Source organism: Roseateles sp. GW821-FHT09G03 (genome assembly GCF_059416045.1).
On record NZ_JBWKOK010000004.1, the window covers coordinates 270932 to 288448 of the forward strand.

The following is a 17517-nucleotide window of genomic DNA, read 5'->3' on the forward strand; positions in this document are numbered from 1 at the left end:
CATAGTGACCCGGTCCAACGACACTCTGTACACGTCCGAGACGCCATGCCCGCTCCCGCTCCTTCCGCTCCTTCCGCTTCCTCCTCCGCCTCTCCATCGGCCTCGCCGGACGCGCTCGCGTCCAGCTTCGCCACGAGCTACGCCGGCGTCGTGGCCTTCATGACCGTCGTCGCCGAGGGCAGCTTCGCCAAGGCCGGCGACCGGCTCGGCATCGGCCGTTCCGCGGTCAGCCGCGCCATCCAGAAACTCGAGACCCAGCTCGGCGCTCGGCTGTTGAGCCGCACCACGCGCAGCCTCGCGCTGACGCGCGAGGGCGAGCTCTTCCACGGGCGCTGCCAGCCCGGCGTGGCGCAGATCTCGCAGGCGCTCGAGGACCTGCGCGAGCTGCGCGACGGACCGCCCAGCGGGCGGCTGCGCATCTGCGCCGCGGTCGACTTCGGCCGGCGCATCGTTGCGCCGCTGCTGCGCGAATTCAGCGCGCGATATCCCGACGTCACGCTCGATCTGGTGCTCAGCGACGCGCCGGCGGACTTCACCTCGGACCGCGTCGACGTGGCCTTCCGCAACGGCCGCATGGAAGACAGCCAGATCATCGCGCGGCAGATCGTGCCGATGCAGCTGCTGGTCTGCGCCTCGCCGGCCTACGTCCGCGCACGCGGCATGCCGGACTCCATCGAGGCGCTGGCGCAGCACGACTGCGTGAACTTCCGCGCCGCCTCGGGCCGCGTGTTCGAGTGGGAGTTCAAGGTCCAGGGCGAGCTGCGCAAGTTCGCGCCGCAGTCCCGCATCACCTTCAACGATGCCGACCTGGTGCTGCAGGCCGTGCTGCAGGGCCAGGGGCTGGCGCAGCTCGCGGGCTACCAGGTCTGCCAGCTGCTGCGCGAGGGCCGCCTGCTCGCCTGCATGCCGGAGTACGCGCCCGACGACCGCGGCCACTACATCTGCTACCTCAGCCGGCAGCACCTGCCGTCGCGGATCCGGGTCTTCGTCGACCACATGACCGCGGCCATCCGCGCCTCGGAGCTGCAGTGCGCGGACGGATTCCTCGACCGCGCGCCGCTGCCACCGGCGACGTCCGACGCCATTGGTGCGGCGCAGTCAACAGTGTGATGGCCCCGGGGTGGCTGGCGCGGATCTTCCGCCATTCCTAGCATCCATCGCACTCCCCGAGTTCCTCGCACGCCTTGAACTCCTCGCACTCCCGCACCGAGACGACATCGTGACCGATCTTCGCCCCCCGCCAACCAGCCTGCTCGACGCCTACCGCGGCGCCGATTTCCAGGCGCTCTATGTGACCACCGTCCAGGTCGAGGGCGGCGAGGCGCGTCACGCGCGCGCCTCCGGCCGCCTCCGGTCGGACGACGGCGCGCTCGACATCGAGCTGCGCCTGCCCCATGCGATGGGCGGCAACGGCGGCGGCACCAACCCCGAACAGCTCTTCGCCGCCGGCTACGGCGCCTGCTTCCACGGCGCGCTGAACCTGCTCGCCGCGCGGCACGGCATCGCGATCGACGACTGCGCGGTGCACGTGACCGTCGCCTTCGGGCGCGACCCGGTCGACGGACGGCACACCATCACCGCGGACCTCGTCGTGAAGCTGCCCGGCCACGACCGCACCACCGCCGAGCGTCTGGTGCGCGAGACCGAGCGTCTCTGTCCCTACGCCAAGATGGCCCGCCAGGGCATCGCCAGCACCATCCGGGTCGAGACCTGACCCCCGGGTCCGATCCGCGTCCACCCCTGCCCCAGCCCGGAGGCGGCCATGAGCGAACTTCCTGCCAAGCCCGCGCTGCTGCGCTGGATCGACGAACGCGTCCCGCTGACCGCGTTCTACAACAAGCACCTCGGCGAGTACTACGCGCCGAAGAACTTCAACGTCTGGTACATCTTCGGCTCGCTGCTGCTGGTGGTGCTGGCCATCCAGCTGGTGACCGGGATCTTCCTGGTCATGCACTACAAGCCCGATGCCGAGCGGGCCTTCGCCTCCGTCGAGTACATCATGCGCGACGTGCCCTGGGGCTGGCTGATCCGCTACATGCATTCGACGGGCGCGTCGGCCTTCTTCATCTGCGCCTACCTGCACATGTTCCGCGGGCTGATCTACGGCTCCTACCGCGCGCCGCGCGAGCTGGTCTGGCTGCTGGGCTGCACCATCTTCCTGTGCCTGATGGCCGAGGCCTTCATGGGTTACCTGCTGCCCTGGGGCCAGATGAGCTACTGGGGCGCGCAGGTCATCATCAACCTCTTCGCGGCCGTGCCCTTTGTCGGTCCGGACCTGGCGCTGCTGATCCGCGGCGACTACGTCGTCGGCGACGCGACGCTGAACCGCTTCTTCGCGCTGCACGTCATCGCGATCCCGATCGCGCTGCTCGGGCTGGTGACCTTCCACATCCTGGCGCTGCACGAGGTCGGCTCCAACAACCCCGACGGCATCGACATCAAGGCCACCCTGGGGCCGGACGGCCATCCGCTGGACGGCATCCCCTTCCAGCCCTTCTACACGGTGCACGACATCTTCTGGGTCATCGTCTTCCTGACGATCTACAGCGCGGTCGTGTTCCTCGCGCCCGAAGGCGGCGGCTACTTCCTCGAGTACAACAACTTCATCCCCGCCGATCCGCTGAAGACGCCGCCGCACATCGCGCCGGTCTGGTACTTCACGCCCTTCTATTCGATGCTGCGCGCCACGACGGACCCGATGGTCGACGTGCTCTGCGTCATCGTCGCGGCGGCCGCCGTCGCGGCCATCGTCCTCAAGCGGCGCTCCGCGCGCCAGCGGCTGGCGATCGCCCTCGGCGCCATCGCCGCCGCCGCCGCGATGAAGGCGGTCGACGCCAAGTTCATGGGCGTCGTCGTGATGGGCGGCGCGGTGCTGATCCTCTATCTCCTGCCCTGGCTGGACCGCAGCCCGGTGCGCTCGATCCGCTTCCGCCCGGGCTGGCACCGCGGGCTCTACGGCGTGCTCGTCGTGTCCTTCCTCGTGCTGGGCGTGCTCGGCACGAAACCGCCGACCGTCTGGGGCGGCTATCTCTCGCAGGTGCTGACGCTCGTGTACTTCGGCTTCTTCCTGCTGATGCCGGTCTGGTCCCACCGCGGCCGGTTCAAGCCCGTCCCGGCGCGGGTGCGCTTCACGCCGCATTGAGGCGTCTCACGCGCCCGCGCCCTCCCCTTTTCGCCACATCGCTCCACGCAGTTCCGACATGAAGAAACTCACCCACGCCAACGGCGCGCCGGTCGCCGACAACCTCAACATCGCCACGGCCGGTCCGCGCGGTCCCGCGCTGCTGCAGGACCTCTGGCTGATCGAGAAGCTGGCCCACTTCGACCGCGAGGTCATCCCCGAGCGCCGCATGCACGCCAAGGGATCGGGCGCCTATGGCCACTTCACGGTCACGCACGACATCCGGCCCTTCACCAGGGCCAAGCTGTTCTCAGAGATCGGCAAGCGGACCGAGGTCTTCCTGCGTTTCTCGACGGTCGCCGGCGAGCGCGGCGCGGCCGATGCCGAGCGCGACATCCGCGGCTTCGCGATCAAGTTCTACACCGAGGAAGGCAACTGGGACCTGGTGGGCAACAACACGCCGGTCTTCTTCATGCGCGACCCCTTGCGCTTCCCCGACCTGAACCATGCGGTCAAGCGCGACCCGCGCACCAACCTGCGCAGCGCGCAGAACAACTGGGACTTCTGGACGCTGCTGCCCGAGGCCATGCACCAGGTCACCATCGTGATGAGCGACCGCGGCCTGCCCGACGGCCACCGCCACATGCACGGCTTCGGCAGCCACACCTTCAGCCTGATCAACGCGCGGGACGAACGGGTCTGGGTCAAGTTCACGCTCAAGACGCAGCAGGGCATCCGCAACCTGACCGACGCGCAGGCGGCCGAGATCATCGCCAACGACCGGGAAAGCGCGCAGCGCGATCTCTTCGACGCGATCGAGCGCGGCGACTTCCCGCGCTGGACGATGTTCATCCAGGTCATGACGGAAGAGCAGGCGGCGCGTTGCCCCTTCCACCCCTTCGACCTGACCAAGGTGTGGCCGCATGCCGACTACCCGCTGATCGAGGTCGGCGTGCTCGAGCTCAACCGCAACCCCGAGAACTATTTCGCCGAGGTCGAGCAGGCGGCGTTCTCGCCGGCCAACCTGGTGCCGGGGATCGGCGTGTCGCCGGACAAGATGCTGCAGGCGCGGCTCTTCAGCTACGGCGATGCGCAGCGCTACCGCCTGGGCGTCAACGCGCACCAGATCCCGGTCAACGCGCCGCGCTGCCCCTTCCACACCTATCACCGCGACGGCAGCATGCGCGTCGACGGCAACAAGGGCCGCATCCCAGGCTATGTGCCCAACAGCCTGGGCGAGTGGGAGGACAGCCCGCGGCAGTCCGATCCGCCGCTGGCGCTGCATGGCGAGGCCTGGCACTGGGACCACCGCGTCGACGAGGACTACTGGTCGCAGCCGCGGGCGCTGTTCCAGCTGATGTCGGCGGAGGAACGTCAGCGGCTCTTCGACAACACCGCGCGCTCGATCGCCGGTGCGAGCGAGGACGTGCGGCATCGCCACGTCGCCAACTGCACGACGGTGGATCCGGACTACGGCGCCGGCGTCGCCGACGCGCTCGCGCGGATCGGCAAATGAAAGAAGCCCCGCCTAGGCGGGGCTTCTTTCAACGTCGACTGCATTCAAGGTCGGCCGCAACTTCAGCCTCAGCTCAACCTCGGGCGATGAACCGGTCGGCGCGCGCCGCTTCGACCACGGCGGCCGGATCTCTCTCAAGCAGATCGAGCGGCCAGTGGTCGTCCAGCCAGCAATTGGGCTGCACGAACCAGTCGGCGATCTCCCGATCGTCGAAGGCGCCGTTGAGTTCTTCGAGGGCCTGGCGGACCACGGCGAGGACCTCGCCGGTGGCGCCGTCGAACTGGAACAGCGGCACCAGCAGCGCGCCGTGCCCGGCGACGACGACGATGTCGCGGCGCACGATCCAGCGCGCCAGGCGGGAGATGGGCTGGTCGCAGCGCTCGCGCAGGCACAGCGCGAGCGCGTTGGCCTCGATCAGCCCGCCCCCGCGGCGGTAGCTCCTGACGAGGTCGTCGATCCGCTGCGCCTCGATGCGGCGGAAGGCCGTCTCGACGAAGCAGCGCGCGCGCTCGTTCACTGACGCGGACGCGCCAGACGCGAGGTCCGCGGGCGGGCTGAGGAAGAAGGGCCAGGCCAGCATCGGAGGCTCCTGCGTGGGCGGAACCCGGCGATGTCCGCCGGGCCGGCGCGGTTACTTGAGCTTGGCCTTGTCCAGACCGAAGGTCTTGTCCCAGGCACCCGGAGGAATATGGAAGGCAACATTGGCGCGGTTCCAGGCGTTGATCAGCATCACGAGGTAGGTCAGGTCGACGATCTCCTGCTCGTTGAGCTGGGTACGGACGCGTTCATAGACGTCGTCGGGCACGCCGCCGTCGGGCAGGCGGGTGAGGAACTCGGTCCAGGCGAGGCAGGCGCGCTCGCGCGGCGAGAACAGCGAGGACTCGCGCCAGGTCGCGACGTGGTGCAGGCGCAGTTCACGTTCGCCGAGCAGGTGGGCCTGCTTGACGTGCATGTCGACGCAGAAGCCGCAGCCGTTGATCTGCGAGGCGCGCAGGGCGATCAGCTCGTTGATCGCCGGTTCGATCGCGCCGACGTGGGCGGCCTGCGCGAGCTCGACCAGTTTCTTGAACAGCTCGGGCGACTGCTTCATGTAGTTGATGCGTTCGGACATGGTGGGTTCCTTCGATGGAGGGGAAATTCCGGCCCCGCCACCATCGGCGAGACGCAGACGGATGCTAGGAATCACCCTCCCTGCGCGGTAGCCCGCCACGCGTCCCCACAGCGTTGCTCCACCGGAACCAATGCCACCTTGCTCCCTCTCCCGCTTGCGGGAGAGGGCGGGGGGTGAGGGCCAGCGGCCGCGGAAGTACCGAAGCCTTCCTGCACCCGTCCCGCGCGGATGTCACAACCAGATGGGCCACGTCGTCTTGTCTGTAGCGGCGATCTCCAACCCTGCGCCGCCCCACCGCCATGGATGACACATCCGCCCCCGATCCGCTGCCTGCCTCCTTCTCGACCAGCTACGCGAACCTCGTCGCCTTCATGGCCGTCGTGATCGAGGGCAGCTTCGCGAAAGCGGCGACCCGCCTCGGCGTCGACCGTTCCGCGGTCAGCCGCAGCGTGAAGCGGCTGGAGGAGCAGCTCGGCGTGCGACTGTTGCGGCGCACGACGCGCAGCGTGTCCTTGACCTCGGAGGGCGAGCTGCTCCACGACCAGTGCCGGCCCGGGATCGAGCAGATCGGCCAGGCCTTCGAGCTGCTGCGCGAGCTGCGCAACGGACCGCCGCAGGGCACCTTGCGCATCGGCGCGGAGGTCGACTTCGGTCGCCGCGTGATCGCCCCGCTGCTGCCGGCCTTCCAGGCAGCCTACCCGGACATCGGACTGGACGTGGTCCTCGACGACACGCCCGCCAACTTCATCGACGACCGGATCGACGTGCGCTTCCAGCGCGGCGCCTTGGCCGACGGCCACGTGGTGGCGCGCCGCCTGATGCCGCTGGACCTCACCGTCTGCGCCACGCCGGCCTACTTCCACTGGCACGGCGTGCCGTCGACGCCCGAGGACCTGCGGCGCCACCGCTGCGTCGGGCGCCGTCTTCCCAACGGCCGCCTGCAGGAATGGGAGTTCCGCGTCCAGGGCCGCGTGCTGCGCCAGCGCGTGACGCCCCGCCATGTCGTCAACGACGACGAACTGCTGGCGCGCGCCGTCGGCGAGGGCCTGGGCATCGGGCAGCTGCCCGGCCATCTGGTGCGCGACCGGCTGAACGACGGCTCCCTGATCCGCTGCCTGGAGGACCACGCCGCCGAGGACGCCGGCTACGAGCTCTGCTATCCGCGCCGCACGCACATGCCGGCGCGGGTGCGCGTGTTCATCGACCACATCACTGCGGCTATGTCGACACAAGCGGCACAAGCGACACAAGCGGCGCGCAGCGGCGGCTTCCCCCTCATTCGTGAATCGCAGGCAACAGTGCGTTGATGCCTGGCCGGCTACCGGCGCGGGGAGGGTCTCCCTAGCATCCGTCCCGTCGGTCACCGAACCGCGCCGTCCACCGGACCGATTGCCAGCAATCGCCAGCCTCGCCAGCGTTCGCCAGCGTTTGCCAGCAATCGTCCGGATCCACGATTCCATCGGCCCCATCGACCCCCGGTCGCCCGGCCGTCACCAGGACCCATCATGACCCAGCGCATCAACTTCATGCAGCAGTCGCCCGAGCTCTTCAAGAAGTACATCGAGTTCAACAACGCCGTGAAGGCCGGCGCGATCGACGAGACGATCCGCAACCTGGTCACCGTGCGCATCTCCCAGCTCAACGGCTGCGCCTTCTGCCTGGACATGCACGTCAAGCAGGCCCGCATCGCCGGCGAGCGCGAACTGCGCCTGCACCACCTGGCCTCGTGGCGCGAATCCACGCTGTTCGTGCCGCGCGAGCGCGCCTCGCTGGCCTGGGCCGAAGTGCTCACCCGCATTCCGGAGCAAGGCGTCTCCGACGAGATCTACGAACGCGTGCGCACGCAGCTCAACGAACAGGAGATCGTCGACCTCACCTTCCTGATCATGTCCAGCAACGCCTGGAGCCGCCTGAACATCGCCTTCAAGGCGGTGCCCGGCGCGTCCGACGCCGCGCTCGGACTGGACAAGGCCGGTCTGAACTGACTACGTTGAAACAAAGGGGTTCCCACCCCTTTTCACGCGGGCGCCGTCGCGGAAGCCGCCGCCAGCCCCGCCCTTTTCCCCACCAGCAGGAGTCTCAAATGAAAGTTGTCGTCATCGGCGGAACCGGCCTGATCGGTTCGAAGCTCGTCACGCGTCTGAAGGCCGCGGGCCATGAGGTCGTCGTCGGCTCGCCCAACACCGGCGTCAACACGATCACCGGCGAGGGCCTCGATGCCGCGCTGGCCGGGGCGAGCGTCGTGGTCGACGTCGCCAACTCGCCGTCGTTCGCGGACGACGCCGTGATGACCTTCTTCACCACCTCGGGCCGCAACCTGCTGGCCGCCGAAGCCAAGGCCGGCGTCAAGCACCACATCGCGCTGTCGGTCGTCGGCACCGAGCGCCTGCAGGCCAGCGGCTACTTCCGCGGCAAGCAGGTCCAGGAGGACCTGATCAAGGCCGCGAAGATCCCCTACACGATCGTGCACTCGACGCAGTTCTTCGAATTCGCCGGCGGCATCGCCCAGTCGTCGACCGTCGGCGACGAGGTCACGCTGCCCACCGCGAAGATCCAGCCGATCTCCTCGGACGACGTCGCCGACGCGATGTTCGACGCCGCCGTCGGCCAGCCGCTCAACGGCACGCAGGAGATCGCCGGCCCCGAGGCCTTCCGCCTGCACGAGCTCATCGCGCTGTACCTCGACACGAAGAAGGATCCGCGCCACGTCAAGGGCGACTCCGCCGCGCTGTACTTCGGCGCCGCACTCGACGACACGACGCTAGTGCCCACCGCCGGCAAGACGCCGCGCCTGGGCAAGGTGACGTTCCGCGACTGGCTCGCGACACAGTCGGCCTGAGCCCACCCATCAATGCCTCCTGCCCGTCGCGACGAAGATGACGGGTGTCAGTTCGTCGAGGCGGCTGTAACGGGCGTGCACTTTCCATCCGTTCGTGCACGGGACCAACCCACGCTGGCGCGGCGTCCCCGCAAATGCCGGTCAGCCACACGACGAATGCGCGGGCGGGAGGCACCCTCACGGAGTGCCCCATGAAGCTGTACTACTTTCCTGGCGCGTGCTCGCTCGCCGGCCACATCGTGCTCGAGTGGATCGCGCGCCCGTACGAGACCGTGCGCATGAGCCTGGCCAGCATCAAGACGCCGGACTACCTCGCCATCAACCCCGGCGGCACCGTGCCGCTGCTGACGCACGACGACTTCTCGCTGACCGAGAACGTCGCCATCCTCGGTTACCTCGGCGACCTGCATCCCGAGTCCGGCCTGCTGGGCGACGGCAGCGCGCGCGGCCGCGCCGAGGTGATGCGCTGGCTGGCCTTCCTGAACTCCGACGTGCACAAGGCCTTCAAACCCATCTTCCAGCCCGGGCGCTTCCTGGACGACCCCGACGCCGCCGGGCCGCTCGCGGAAAAGGCGCGTGGCCACATACGGCACTACCTGGAGCGCCTGGACGCGCAGCTCGACGACCGCGACTGGCTCACGGGCGAGCGCTCGGTCGCCGATTCCTACCTCTTCGTGCTGATCCGCTGGGCCCTGTCCAAGGGCGTCGACATCTCCGACCTCGGCAACCTGCGCGCTTTCCGCGCCCGCATGCACGAGGACCCGGCGGTGCAGCGCGCCCTGGCGGCCGAGGAAGGCGAGCAGTCTCTGAAGTCGGTCCTCTGACGGGAACGCCGCCATGGACACGCCTCTGCCTGCCCCGCCCGCCGCGCTGCATCCGGTCGAACGTGCCTGCAGCGCCTGGCTGGAAGTGCGCTTCGACGGCAACCGCTGCATCCATGCGCGGCAGTGCGTCACCGGCGCGCCGGCGACCTTCCTCGCCGACGTCGACGGGCCGTGGATCCGGCCGGCAATGACGCCGCTGCACGACCTGATCGCCGTCATCCGCAACTGCCCGTCCGGCGCCTTGAGCTATAGACGCCTGGACGGCGGCACGCCCGAGCAGGCACCGCCGATCAACCTGCTGTCGGTACGCGAGAACGGGCCCTATGCCGTGCGCGCGCGCATCGTCCTCGACCGGGACGAGACCTCGCCCATCGCCCCGATCGCCACGGCGGTGGGCTACCGCGCCACGCTGTGCCGCTGCGGCCATTCCCGGCGCAAGCCCTTCTGCGACAACTCGCACCGGCGCATCGGTTTCGAGGCCACCGGTGAGCCGGCCAGCGGCAACACGGCCGCACTGGCGGTGCGGGACAGTCCGCTGGAGATCTCTCCGCAGACCGACGGACCGCTGGAGATCCGAGGCGCGCTCGAGATCCTCAGCGGCACCGGCCGCACCGTCGAACGCTGCACCTCGGCCACCCTCTGCCGCTGCGGCGGCAGCCGCAACAAACCCTTCTGCGACGACAGCCACCTGCGCATCGGCTTCCGCAGCACCAACGAGGCATCGCCATGAACTCCCCACTCCCCTCTTCCGCTCCTTCATCCCCGTCGTCACCGTCGTCCCTGTCGTCCGCCTCCTCGACGTCCGCTGCCGCGGTACCGCAAGCCACCTTCGGCAGTCCGTACGCGGCGCCCGATGCGGCCGCCGAGCTGCTGCGCTCGACCGGCATCGGCGTGCGCGCGCTGCGTGCCGGCGACACGGCGCCGTACGGCGCGCTACTCGACGCCCACGGCGGGACGGTCTCGCTGACGGAGGCCTGGCGCAACGGCCCGGCGATCGTGCTCTTCATCCGGGGTGGCTGGTGCCGCGCCTGCAGCCTGCTGCTGCGCCACTGGCGCGAGCACGGCGACGAACTGCGCGCACTGAACACGACGCTGATCGCGGTCTCGCCCCAGTCGCCGGAGCTGACGGACCGCACCATCGGCGACAACGGCCTGGACTTCGCCCTGCTGAGCGATCCTGAGCTGAGCGCCGCGAATGGTTTCGGCATCTCGTTCACGTTGTCGCCCGATGCCGTGGACCTGTACGCGGCCAGTGGCATCGATGTCCCGGTGCTCAACGGCAATGGCCTGTGGGTGCTGCCTGTGCCGGCGACCTATGTGATCGGCCCGGACGGCATGATCCGTTATGCCCACATCGAAGGCGATCCCACGCCGGCGCCGAAGCCGGAGGATGTGCTCTTCGAGGTGGAAGAGCGCTTCGGCTGGCAGTGATTTCGTAGCAGTCAGCGACCGCCTGGAGGTAGTGAGCCACTGGTTGGGGACGGGGAGGCTTGGGGTTTTGGCCCTTGCGGCCAAGGCCCCATGCCTCTGCGGCCTACGCCCAAGACTTCGCAGTCGGGTATTTCTCAGCTGTCGATCGTCGGCTCACTGAAGACCGCCCCCGCCTCCAGCGTGCGATGCACCGGGCACCGCTGCGCGACTTCGAGCAATCGCGCGCGCTGTTCGTCATCGAGCTCGCCTTCGATCGTGATGCGCCGCGAAAACTCGTCCGTCGGCACGGCGTCCTTGCGCTTGCGATGGCTCACCCCGGTGCGGATGCGTCCGATCTGCCAGCCTTTGAGCTCGGCGAAATGGCGGATGGTCATCGTCGTGCAGGCCGCCAGCGCCGACGACAGCAAGTTGTACGGCGACGGCCCCGATCCCAATCCACCGACCGACTCCGGCTCATCCGCCAGCCACCGCGACCCGCCCGATTGCAGTGCCAGCTGGAACTTGCCGAGTCCGGTCTCTTCCGCCTCCGCATCGGGCGACGGCGCCGTCATCGGCTGCGGATCCGGCAGATAGCGGATCGCCCACGCGGCGACGCAGGCGCTCGCGTGCACCGCGTCGGCGTGGTCGCGCATCAGGTGGTCCGCCTTGTCCAGCGAAACGAAACTCTTCGAATGGTGCGCCGCCAGGAAGATGCGGCTGGCGTTCTCGATGTCGACAACCTGGTCCATCGGACTGTGCAGGATCATCAGCGGCACCTTCAGCTCGGCCAGACGCCGCCCGGCATCGTGCCGGCGAAGGTCATCGACGAAAGCCCTGCCGATGCGTACCGGGAAGCCGCCGAGCAACACCTCGACCGCGCCGTGTTCATCGATCGCCTGTAAGTCCCGCGCGGTGGCATGACCCAGCAGGTGTGAGGCGTCGAACGGCGCGCCTATCGTCGCCACCGCGCGCACGGGCGGCATCCGTGTCGCGGCCGTCAGCACCGCGGTGCCGCCCAGGCTGTGGCCGATCAGCAGCGCCGCGGGCATGCCCGCTCCGGCCATCGCCTCGCCGGCGGCGACCAAGTCCTCGACGTTGAGCGTGAAGCTGGTGTCGTCGAAGCGACCGTCGCTGCCGCCGACGCCCGAGAAATCGAAGCGCAGCACGCCAATGCCCTGCGCGGCCAGGCCGCGCGCCAGCGCGACCGCCGTGCGGCTGTCCTTGCCGCAACTGAAGCAATGCGCCAGCAGCGCCCAGCCGCGCACCACGCGCTCCGGCATCTCCACCTTGCCGGCCAGGCGCTGGCCGTGCGCGTTCACGAAACTGAAGCCGCGGGTCGGCATGTCGCGCGCGCCTCAGCCGAGGTAGGTATCGATCGAGACACCGCCCAGCAGCGTCAGCGTGACCGGCGTGCGTTCGGCGATCTCGGCAAGGCGCTCGCGCTGCGCCTCGTCCAGGCCCGCGATGCGCAGCGTGCGCACGACGCGGGGGCCGTCCTCCTCCTGCCGCCATTGCAGATCGACCTCGAGCGACTCCAGGGGCCAGGTCTTGCGGTCGGCGTACATGCGCAGCGTGATCGCCGTGCAGGCGCCCAGGCTGGCCAGCAGCAGGTCGTAGGGTGCGGGACCGGCGTACGCGCCGCCGAGCACTTCGGGCTCGTCCGCGACGAGCGTGTGCGCGCCGAGCTCGATGTGGGTGCGATAGCGATCCTGCCCGATGCGGGCGATTCCGTGGGCCATGGCCGTGCTCCGAAAGAGTGGAAGGGAAAGAAGGAGGAAGGAACGGGAAAGAGACAAGGAAGGGGCGAGGGAGGACAAGGAAGGGACCAGGAATGGGCGGAGCGGACCCGCACGGCAGGTCCGCCCGGGTCCGCGGACGATCAGACGCGGATCGCGCCTTCGCCGAGGTAGCGGGTGAAGAGCGCGATCGGCATCGCCGCCTGACCGCGGTACTGCTCGTCGCTCCAGGAGATCACGACGTCGGTCTCGCCGACGGCAACCTCGACCGCGCCGCGGCGGACCTCCTGCGGCATGCCCTCGCCTTCGCGGTACTGGACGACGCCGACGATCTCGGCCAGCAGCGAGCCCATGCCCGGCACAGGCAGGGTGACGTCCGCCCGCGACGGCGCGGGCGCGCCGGCCAGTCGTTCCTCGACCGCCAGCGCGGCGCGCACGCCGCGGTCGTCATGCAGCCGGCGCAGGAAGGCGGCCAGGTCGGGGAACTCCGCCAGCCCGAGCTTGGTCGTCAGCGCCCAGCGCAGCATCACGAACAAATAGGCGTCGGCGATGGAGCGCTCGCCGGTCAGCCAGGACAGGCCCGCCAGTTGCGACTCGATGCGCCCGAGCAGCAAGCGCACGCGAGCACGCGCGGCGGCGGCGATCTCGTCGACGTTCGCGTCGCCGAAGCGAAAGCGCTCCGGATAGAAGATCGGCGAGAAGGACTTGTGCACTTCCGAGTTGAGGAAGGCCAGCCACTGCAGCGTCCTCGCGCGGGCGTTCGAGCCCGTGCCGCCCCACAGGCCGGCGGCCGGGTAGACATCGGCGATGTGCCCCAGGATCGCCACGCTCTCGGTCAGGCACAGGTCCTCGTCCAGCAGCACGGGCACCGTGCCCATCGGGTTCAGCACCAGGAACTCCGGCGAGCGCAGCCGCGAGCGCGTCATGCGCACCGTCTCGTAGCCGCCGCCCGCCCATTCGAGCGCGATGTGGCTCGCCAGCGAGCCGGCGCCGGTCATGTAGTACAGCTTCATCACAGTCTCCTGCCCGGCCGGGGCCGGTCATGGCGTGCCGGGTGCGGCATCAATGCGCTGGCAGCACGGCGTCGACGCCCTGCTTCTTGACCAGGAAGACGGCGAACTTGGCGGGCTTGGTCGTGCTGGCGTTGCGACCCACGGTGTGGATGTCGGCGGGGCCTTCGTAAAAGGTCTCGCCGGGGCGCAGCGTCACTTCCTTGCCGCCCTTCACGCCCATCACGATCGAGCCTTCGAGCACGTAGATGAAGCCGTGCGCATCATGGCGATGGACCGGGTCGGCGCCGCCGGGCGGGTACTCGACCACCAGCATCAGTCCTTCCTGGCCCGGCAGGTTGCCGAGCGGCTTGTTCATCAACGCCGAGACCTTGGGCTCGGGCGGAGCGGCATGGGCATCGTTGACGATCAGTCCGGTGGACAGCGCCGCGCAGAACGCGACGGCGACGACGGACAGCAGCGAGCGCGGCAGCGCGCCGCGAAGGGAGCGGAATCGGAACATGGGCTTCTCCTTGGAATGGATGTCTCCATGCTAGGAATCGCCCCGCCACGGCGGAAGCCATGCGGCGGTTCTCACCGTGTTGCAGGCGCGGCACCAATGTCACGACAGATCCCTTCTCATCGGGGATCGCCGGGGCCTATCATCCGGCGCTCATGAGCTCATCCACCCTCGCCTACAACCCCGCGCTCGACGGCCTGCGTGCGATCTCGATCGTCGTCGTGATCGCGTTCCACTGCATCGTCCCGGGCTTCGGCGGCGGGCACATCGGCGTGGACCTGTTCTTCCTCCTGTCGGGTTACCTGATCACCGCGATGCTCGCGGCGGAGCACGCGGCCGGGGGCATCGCCGTCGGCCGCTTCTACGCCCGCCGCCTGCTGCGGCTGTATCCGGCCCTGCTGCTGCTCGTGCTGACCTACCTCCTGCTCGCGCCGCTGCTGTATCCCAAGGAGCCTCGATGGACGATGGCCGGCCTGGCTCTCACCTACCTGATGGACTACGCGCTGGCCTTCGCCAATCTGCCGGGGACGCTGGGGGTCACCTGGTCCCTGGGCATCGAGGAGAAGTTCTATCTGACGTGGCCGCTGCTGCTGCCGCTGCTGCTGCGTTCTCGACATCCGGTGCGCTGGCTGCTCGGCGCCTTCGTCGTGGTGACGGCCTGGCGCTACACCGTGGCGATCCAGTGGGGATGGCCGCAGGCCTACTTCCGTTTCGACACCCGCGTGACCGGCATCCTGCTGGGCGCCGTCGCGGCGCTGCGGCCGATCCGGATGCCCCGCCTGCTGGTCCTCGCCGCGTGGGCCGCGATGGCCCTCAATCTCGTGCTGCCTTCCCTGCCCTTCCAATGGCTGACCGCGGGCGCCACCGTGCGGGTGACGGCGGCGGAACTCTGCGCCTTCGTCCTGGTCAGCCACGCTGCGGCGAATCCACTCGGCCACTGGCTGGCGCAACCGATGCTGGCCTGGCTGGGCCGCCTGTCCTACGGCCTCTTCCTGTGGCACTTCGGCGCGCTCGACGCCTTCGGCCGCGACCATCCCGTCTGGCAGGTGTTCGCCGTGACCTTCTCGTTCGCCCTGGCCGCCGCCACGCTGAGCCATTACCTCGTGGAACGGCCGCTGATGCGCTGGGGCCGGCGCCGTTTCGCTCCGCGGGCCAGCGCGGCGTCGCCGATCCCCCTCCCTGCGGCCGCGGTCTCCGCCGGGACCGCCCCGATCACCAGCGGTAGCGCGCCGACAGGCTGACGGTCCGCGGGTAGCCGTAGAAGCACCACGCGGCGGCGTGACAGCCCGCGATGTAGGTGCGGTCCGTGGCGTTGCTCACCGTCGCCAGGAAACGCCACTGGTCCACGTCGTAATGCGCCTGCAGATCGAGCACGGTGTAGCCCGGCGTGTCCACGCGCCCGCCGTCGTCGGCCGCGTAGGCATAGGAGCCCCCCACGTAGCGCACGCCGCCGCCGAAGCCCAGGCCCGGGAGGCGGTCCTCGGGAAAGCGGTAGTCGATCCAGGCCTGCGCCTGATGCCGGGGCTGGTGGAACACCGGCCGCTGGGTCTCGAGCACCTTGGCGTCGATGTAGGTGTAGGTGCCGATCACGTCGAGCGTGCCGATCAGGCGCATCCGCGCCTCGAGCTCCAGCCCGCGGGACCGTATCCGTCCCTGCTGCACCTGCGCGAGACCGTGGGACGGATCCGGGTCCAGCGATGGCACGTCCTTCTGCCGCAGGTCGAAGAGCGCGGCGGTCCACAGCGTGCGGCTGTCGGGCGGCTGGTACTTCACGCCGACCTCGACCTGGCGCGCCGTCGTGGGCACGAACGGCTGCTTGAAGTAGTCCGAGCCGACGATGGGCTGGAAGGAGGTCGAATACGCCACGTACGGCGCCAGTCCGTTGTCAGACACGTGGTTGAGGCCGATGCGCGAGGAGCTCTTCCGGTCTTGATGCTCGCTCACCGTCTGCGCGACCCGGTCGACCGTCTTGGTCTTCACCCGGTCGTGGCGCACGGACATCGTCGCGACCCACTTTCCCCACCGGACCTGGTCCTGCAGGTACGCGCCGAGGTTGGGCTGGGTCTGCACGTAGTCGGAGCTGTCCACCGGCATGGTGACCGGACTGCCGTAGACCGGGTCCAGGATGTCGAGCGACGGTGCGGTGTCGAAATTGAAGGCGGCCCGTGACCTCAGGCGCGCGCTGCGGAAATCCACCCCGGCGAGCAGCGTGTGCCGCACGGCCCCGGTGGCGAAGGCGAACTCGGCCTGGTTGTCGACGGCGATCGTGGTGAGGTCGTCCCGCGGCGTCCAGACGTAGCGCGACAGCGTGCGCCGATCGGCCTGGAGCCCGAACGGGAACACGGTGCGGTTGTCGATGCTGAAGTCCATCCAGCGCAAGTGCTGCCGCACGGCGACGGCGTCGTTGAAGCGGTGCGACAGCTCATAGCCGATCGAGGCCCCTTCCTTGCGGTAGCGCTCGAAGCCGGGCTCGCCGTAGTAGCGCGTGGCGGGGATGGTGCCGGCGGGATTCTTGAACAGCGTGCCGTCGGCCGGCAGGTAGCCGCCCCCGGCGCCGCTGGCGGCGCGTTGATACAGGCCCAGCAGCAGCAGGGAGGTGGACGGGCTGAACTGGATCAGCAGCGAGGGCGCGATGGCATAACGATCGTCCTTGTCGAAGTCGACGTAGGCGTCGCTGTTGCGGGCCAGGGCCGCGACGCGGAACAGCATCGAGCCGTCGGCGTCGAGCTTGCCGCCCACGTCCGCCATCAACTGACGCTTGTTGAAGCTGCCCAGCTCCAGGCCGATCTCATTGGCGGGGATGGCCGAGGGGCGCTTGCTCACGCTGTTGATGAAGCCGCTGGGCGGCAAGGCGCCGTACAGGACGGACCCGGGTCCCTTGAGGATCTCGACGCGCTCGAGCAGGTAGGGCTCCGGACGGATCTGCCCGCCCCAGGTGGGTTCCGGCAGGGCCAGTCCGTCGAGGAACAGGAACGGCCTGAATCCGCGCACGAGCACCCAGTCGCTGCGCGGCTCCGCGCCGAAGGCGCCGCCCAGGACGCCGGAGGTGTAGCGCACGGCCTCGTCGATGTTGGACGCGCCCTGCAGCTCGAACTGTTCGCGGGAGATGACCGACAAGGACTGCGGCATCTCCAGGATCGGCGTGTCGGTCTTGCTGCCGGTGGCGCTGCGGCGCGCGACCATGCCGAGGACGGCGCTGGTGGCGGTCTCGCGCGGACCGATGCCGCGCACGTCGACGTCGGGCAGCCGGGCGTCGGCGGTGCGTTTCGCGGAAGACGCGGGCTGCGCCGGCGCCTCGGGCGCGGATTGCGCCCGGGCGATGCCGCAGAGCGACAGCGCGGTGACCGTCAGCGCGGTGACCGTCGGTGCTGTGACGGTCGACGCCGCGGCGCGCCGATCCACCATGACCACGCCCCGGTTGCGGGCGGAAGCTTGCAAGGTTTTCAGCATG

Annotated in this window: 18 protein-coding genes; 11 read left to right on the forward strand and 7 right to left on the reverse strand. The window is 69.3% G+C overall.

Going from position 1 to position 17517, the window contains the following annotated elements:
• Window positions 1–45: 45 nt before the first annotated feature.
• From AC07OZ_RS16670 to AC07OZ_RS16685, 4 genes are all read left to right on the forward strand, one after another.
• Window positions 46–1110 carry a LysR family transcriptional regulator gene (locus AC07OZ_RS16670; protein WP_495468210.1) on the forward strand — a complete coding sequence of 355 codons (1065 nt, stop codon included), beginning with the start codon at window positions 46–48 and terminating at the stop codon, window positions 1108–1110.
• Between the two features lie 109 nt (window positions 1111–1219).
• Window positions 1220–1714, forward strand: coding sequence for an Ohr family peroxiredoxin (locus tag AC07OZ_RS16675; RefSeq protein ID WP_495468211.1), 495 nt, complete (start codon window positions 1220–1222; stop codon window positions 1712–1714).
• Window positions 1715–1762: 48 nt separating this feature from the next.
• Entirely contained in the window at window positions 1763–3142 is a 1380-nt protein-coding gene (locus AC07OZ_RS16680; RefSeq protein WP_495468212.1) for a cytochrome b, read from the forward strand.
• A gap of 58 nt (window positions 3143–3200) precedes the next feature.
• Window positions 3201–4637, forward strand: coding sequence for a catalase (locus tag AC07OZ_RS16685; RefSeq protein ID WP_495468213.1), 1437 nt, complete (start codon window positions 3201–3203; stop codon window positions 4635–4637).
• Window positions 4638–4710: 73 nt separating this feature from the next.
• On the opposite strand, the gene AC07OZ_RS16690 is transcribed toward AC07OZ_RS16685, so the two are convergent.
• Complete coding sequence (locus AC07OZ_RS16690) at window positions 4711–5217, reverse strand: hypothetical protein (protein WP_495468214.1); 507 nt, start codon at window positions 5215–5217, stop codon at window positions 4711–4713.
• Between the two features lie 51 nt (window positions 5218–5268).
• Window positions 5269–5748, reverse strand: a complete 480-nt coding sequence (locus tag AC07OZ_RS16695) for a carboxymuconolactone decarboxylase family protein (protein WP_495468215.1) — start codon at window positions 5746–5748, stop codon at window positions 5269–5271.
• Between the two features lie 299 nt (window positions 5749–6047).
• On the opposite strand from AC07OZ_RS16695, the gene AC07OZ_RS16700 reads away from it, so the two are divergent.
• The 6 genes from AC07OZ_RS16700 (at window position 6048) to AC07OZ_RS16725 (ending at window position 10842) form a co-directional block, all read left to right on the forward strand.
• The gene (locus AC07OZ_RS16700) at window positions 6048–7055 is read left to right on the forward strand and encodes a LysR family transcriptional regulator (RefSeq protein WP_495468216.1); all 1008 of its coding nucleotides are present in this window, start codon (window positions 6048–6050) and stop codon (window positions 7053–7055) included.
• 198 nt (window positions 7056–7253) lie between these two features.
• A complete protein-coding gene (locus AC07OZ_RS16705; RefSeq protein ID WP_495468217.1) occupies window positions 7254–7733 on the forward strand; it encodes a carboxymuconolactone decarboxylase family protein in 480 nt (159 codons plus the stop codon).
• Window positions 7734–7831: 98 nt separating this feature from the next.
• The gene (locus AC07OZ_RS16710) at window positions 7832–8587 is read left to right on the forward strand and encodes an SDR family oxidoreductase (RefSeq protein ID WP_495468218.1); all 756 of its coding nucleotides are present in this window, start codon (window positions 7832–7834) and stop codon (window positions 8585–8587) included.
• Between the two features lie 191 nt (window positions 8588–8778).
• A complete protein-coding gene (locus AC07OZ_RS16715) occupies window positions 8779–9411 on the forward strand; it encodes a glutathione S-transferase family protein (RefSeq protein ID WP_495468219.1) in 633 nt (210 codons plus the stop codon).
• 13 nt (window positions 9412–9424) lie between these two features.
• On the forward strand, window positions 9425–10141 hold the full coding sequence (locus AC07OZ_RS16720; RefSeq protein WP_495468220.1) for a CDGSH iron-sulfur domain-containing protein: 717 nt from the start codon (window positions 9425–9427) through the stop codon (window positions 10139–10141).
• Window positions 10138–10842 carry a peroxiredoxin-like family protein gene (locus tag AC07OZ_RS16725; RefSeq protein ID WP_495468221.1) on the forward strand — a complete coding sequence of 235 codons (705 nt, stop codon included), beginning with the start codon at window positions 10138–10140 and terminating at the stop codon, window positions 10840–10842. Before AC07OZ_RS16720 ends, AC07OZ_RS16725 begins: the two co-directional genes overlap by 4 nt.
• 134 nt (window positions 10843–10976) lie before the next feature.
• Here AC07OZ_RS16725 and AC07OZ_RS16730 read toward each other — a convergent pair whose 3' ends face one another.
• The 4 genes from AC07OZ_RS16730 to AC07OZ_RS16745 all read right to left on the reverse strand — a co-directional run bounded on the left by AC07OZ_RS16730 (window position 10977) and on the right by AC07OZ_RS16745 (window position 14069).
• A complete protein-coding gene (locus AC07OZ_RS16730; RefSeq protein ID WP_495468222.1) occupies window positions 10977–12164 on the reverse strand; it encodes a bifunctional alpha/beta hydrolase/OsmC family protein in 1188 nt (395 codons plus the stop codon).
• Window positions 12165–12176: 12 nt separating this feature from the next.
• Window positions 12177–12560 (reverse strand): OsmC family protein, encoded by a 384-nt coding sequence (locus AC07OZ_RS16735; RefSeq protein ID WP_377156366.1) that lies wholly within the window; start codon window positions 12558–12560, stop codon window positions 12177–12179.
• Window positions 12561–12700: 140 nt separating this feature from the next.
• Entirely contained in the window at window positions 12701–13570 is an 870-nt protein-coding gene (locus AC07OZ_RS16740; protein WP_495468223.1) for a glutathione S-transferase family protein, read from the reverse strand.
• A 49-nt stretch (window positions 13571–13619) separates the two neighbouring features.
• Window positions 13620–14069 (reverse strand): cupin domain-containing protein, encoded by a 450-nt coding sequence (locus tag AC07OZ_RS16745; protein ID WP_495468224.1) that lies wholly within the window; start codon window positions 14067–14069, stop codon window positions 13620–13622.
• Between the two features lie 152 nt (window positions 14070–14221).
• Between AC07OZ_RS16745 and AC07OZ_RS16750 the strand changes: the two genes are divergently transcribed.
• Window positions 14222–15307, forward strand: a complete 1086-nt coding sequence (locus tag AC07OZ_RS16750; protein WP_495468225.1) for an acyltransferase family protein — start codon at window positions 14222–14224, stop codon at window positions 15305–15307.
• Here the strand turns inward: AC07OZ_RS16750 and AC07OZ_RS16755 are convergent.
• Window positions 15279–17516: a TonB-dependent siderophore receptor gene (locus AC07OZ_RS16755; RefSeq protein ID WP_495468226.1), complete on the reverse strand. Its 2238-nt coding sequence runs from the start codon at window positions 17514–17516 to the stop codon at window positions 15279–15281. The two genes, AC07OZ_RS16750 and AC07OZ_RS16755, sit on opposite strands and share 29 nt — an antisense overlap.
• Window position 17517 lies beyond the last annotated feature (1 nt).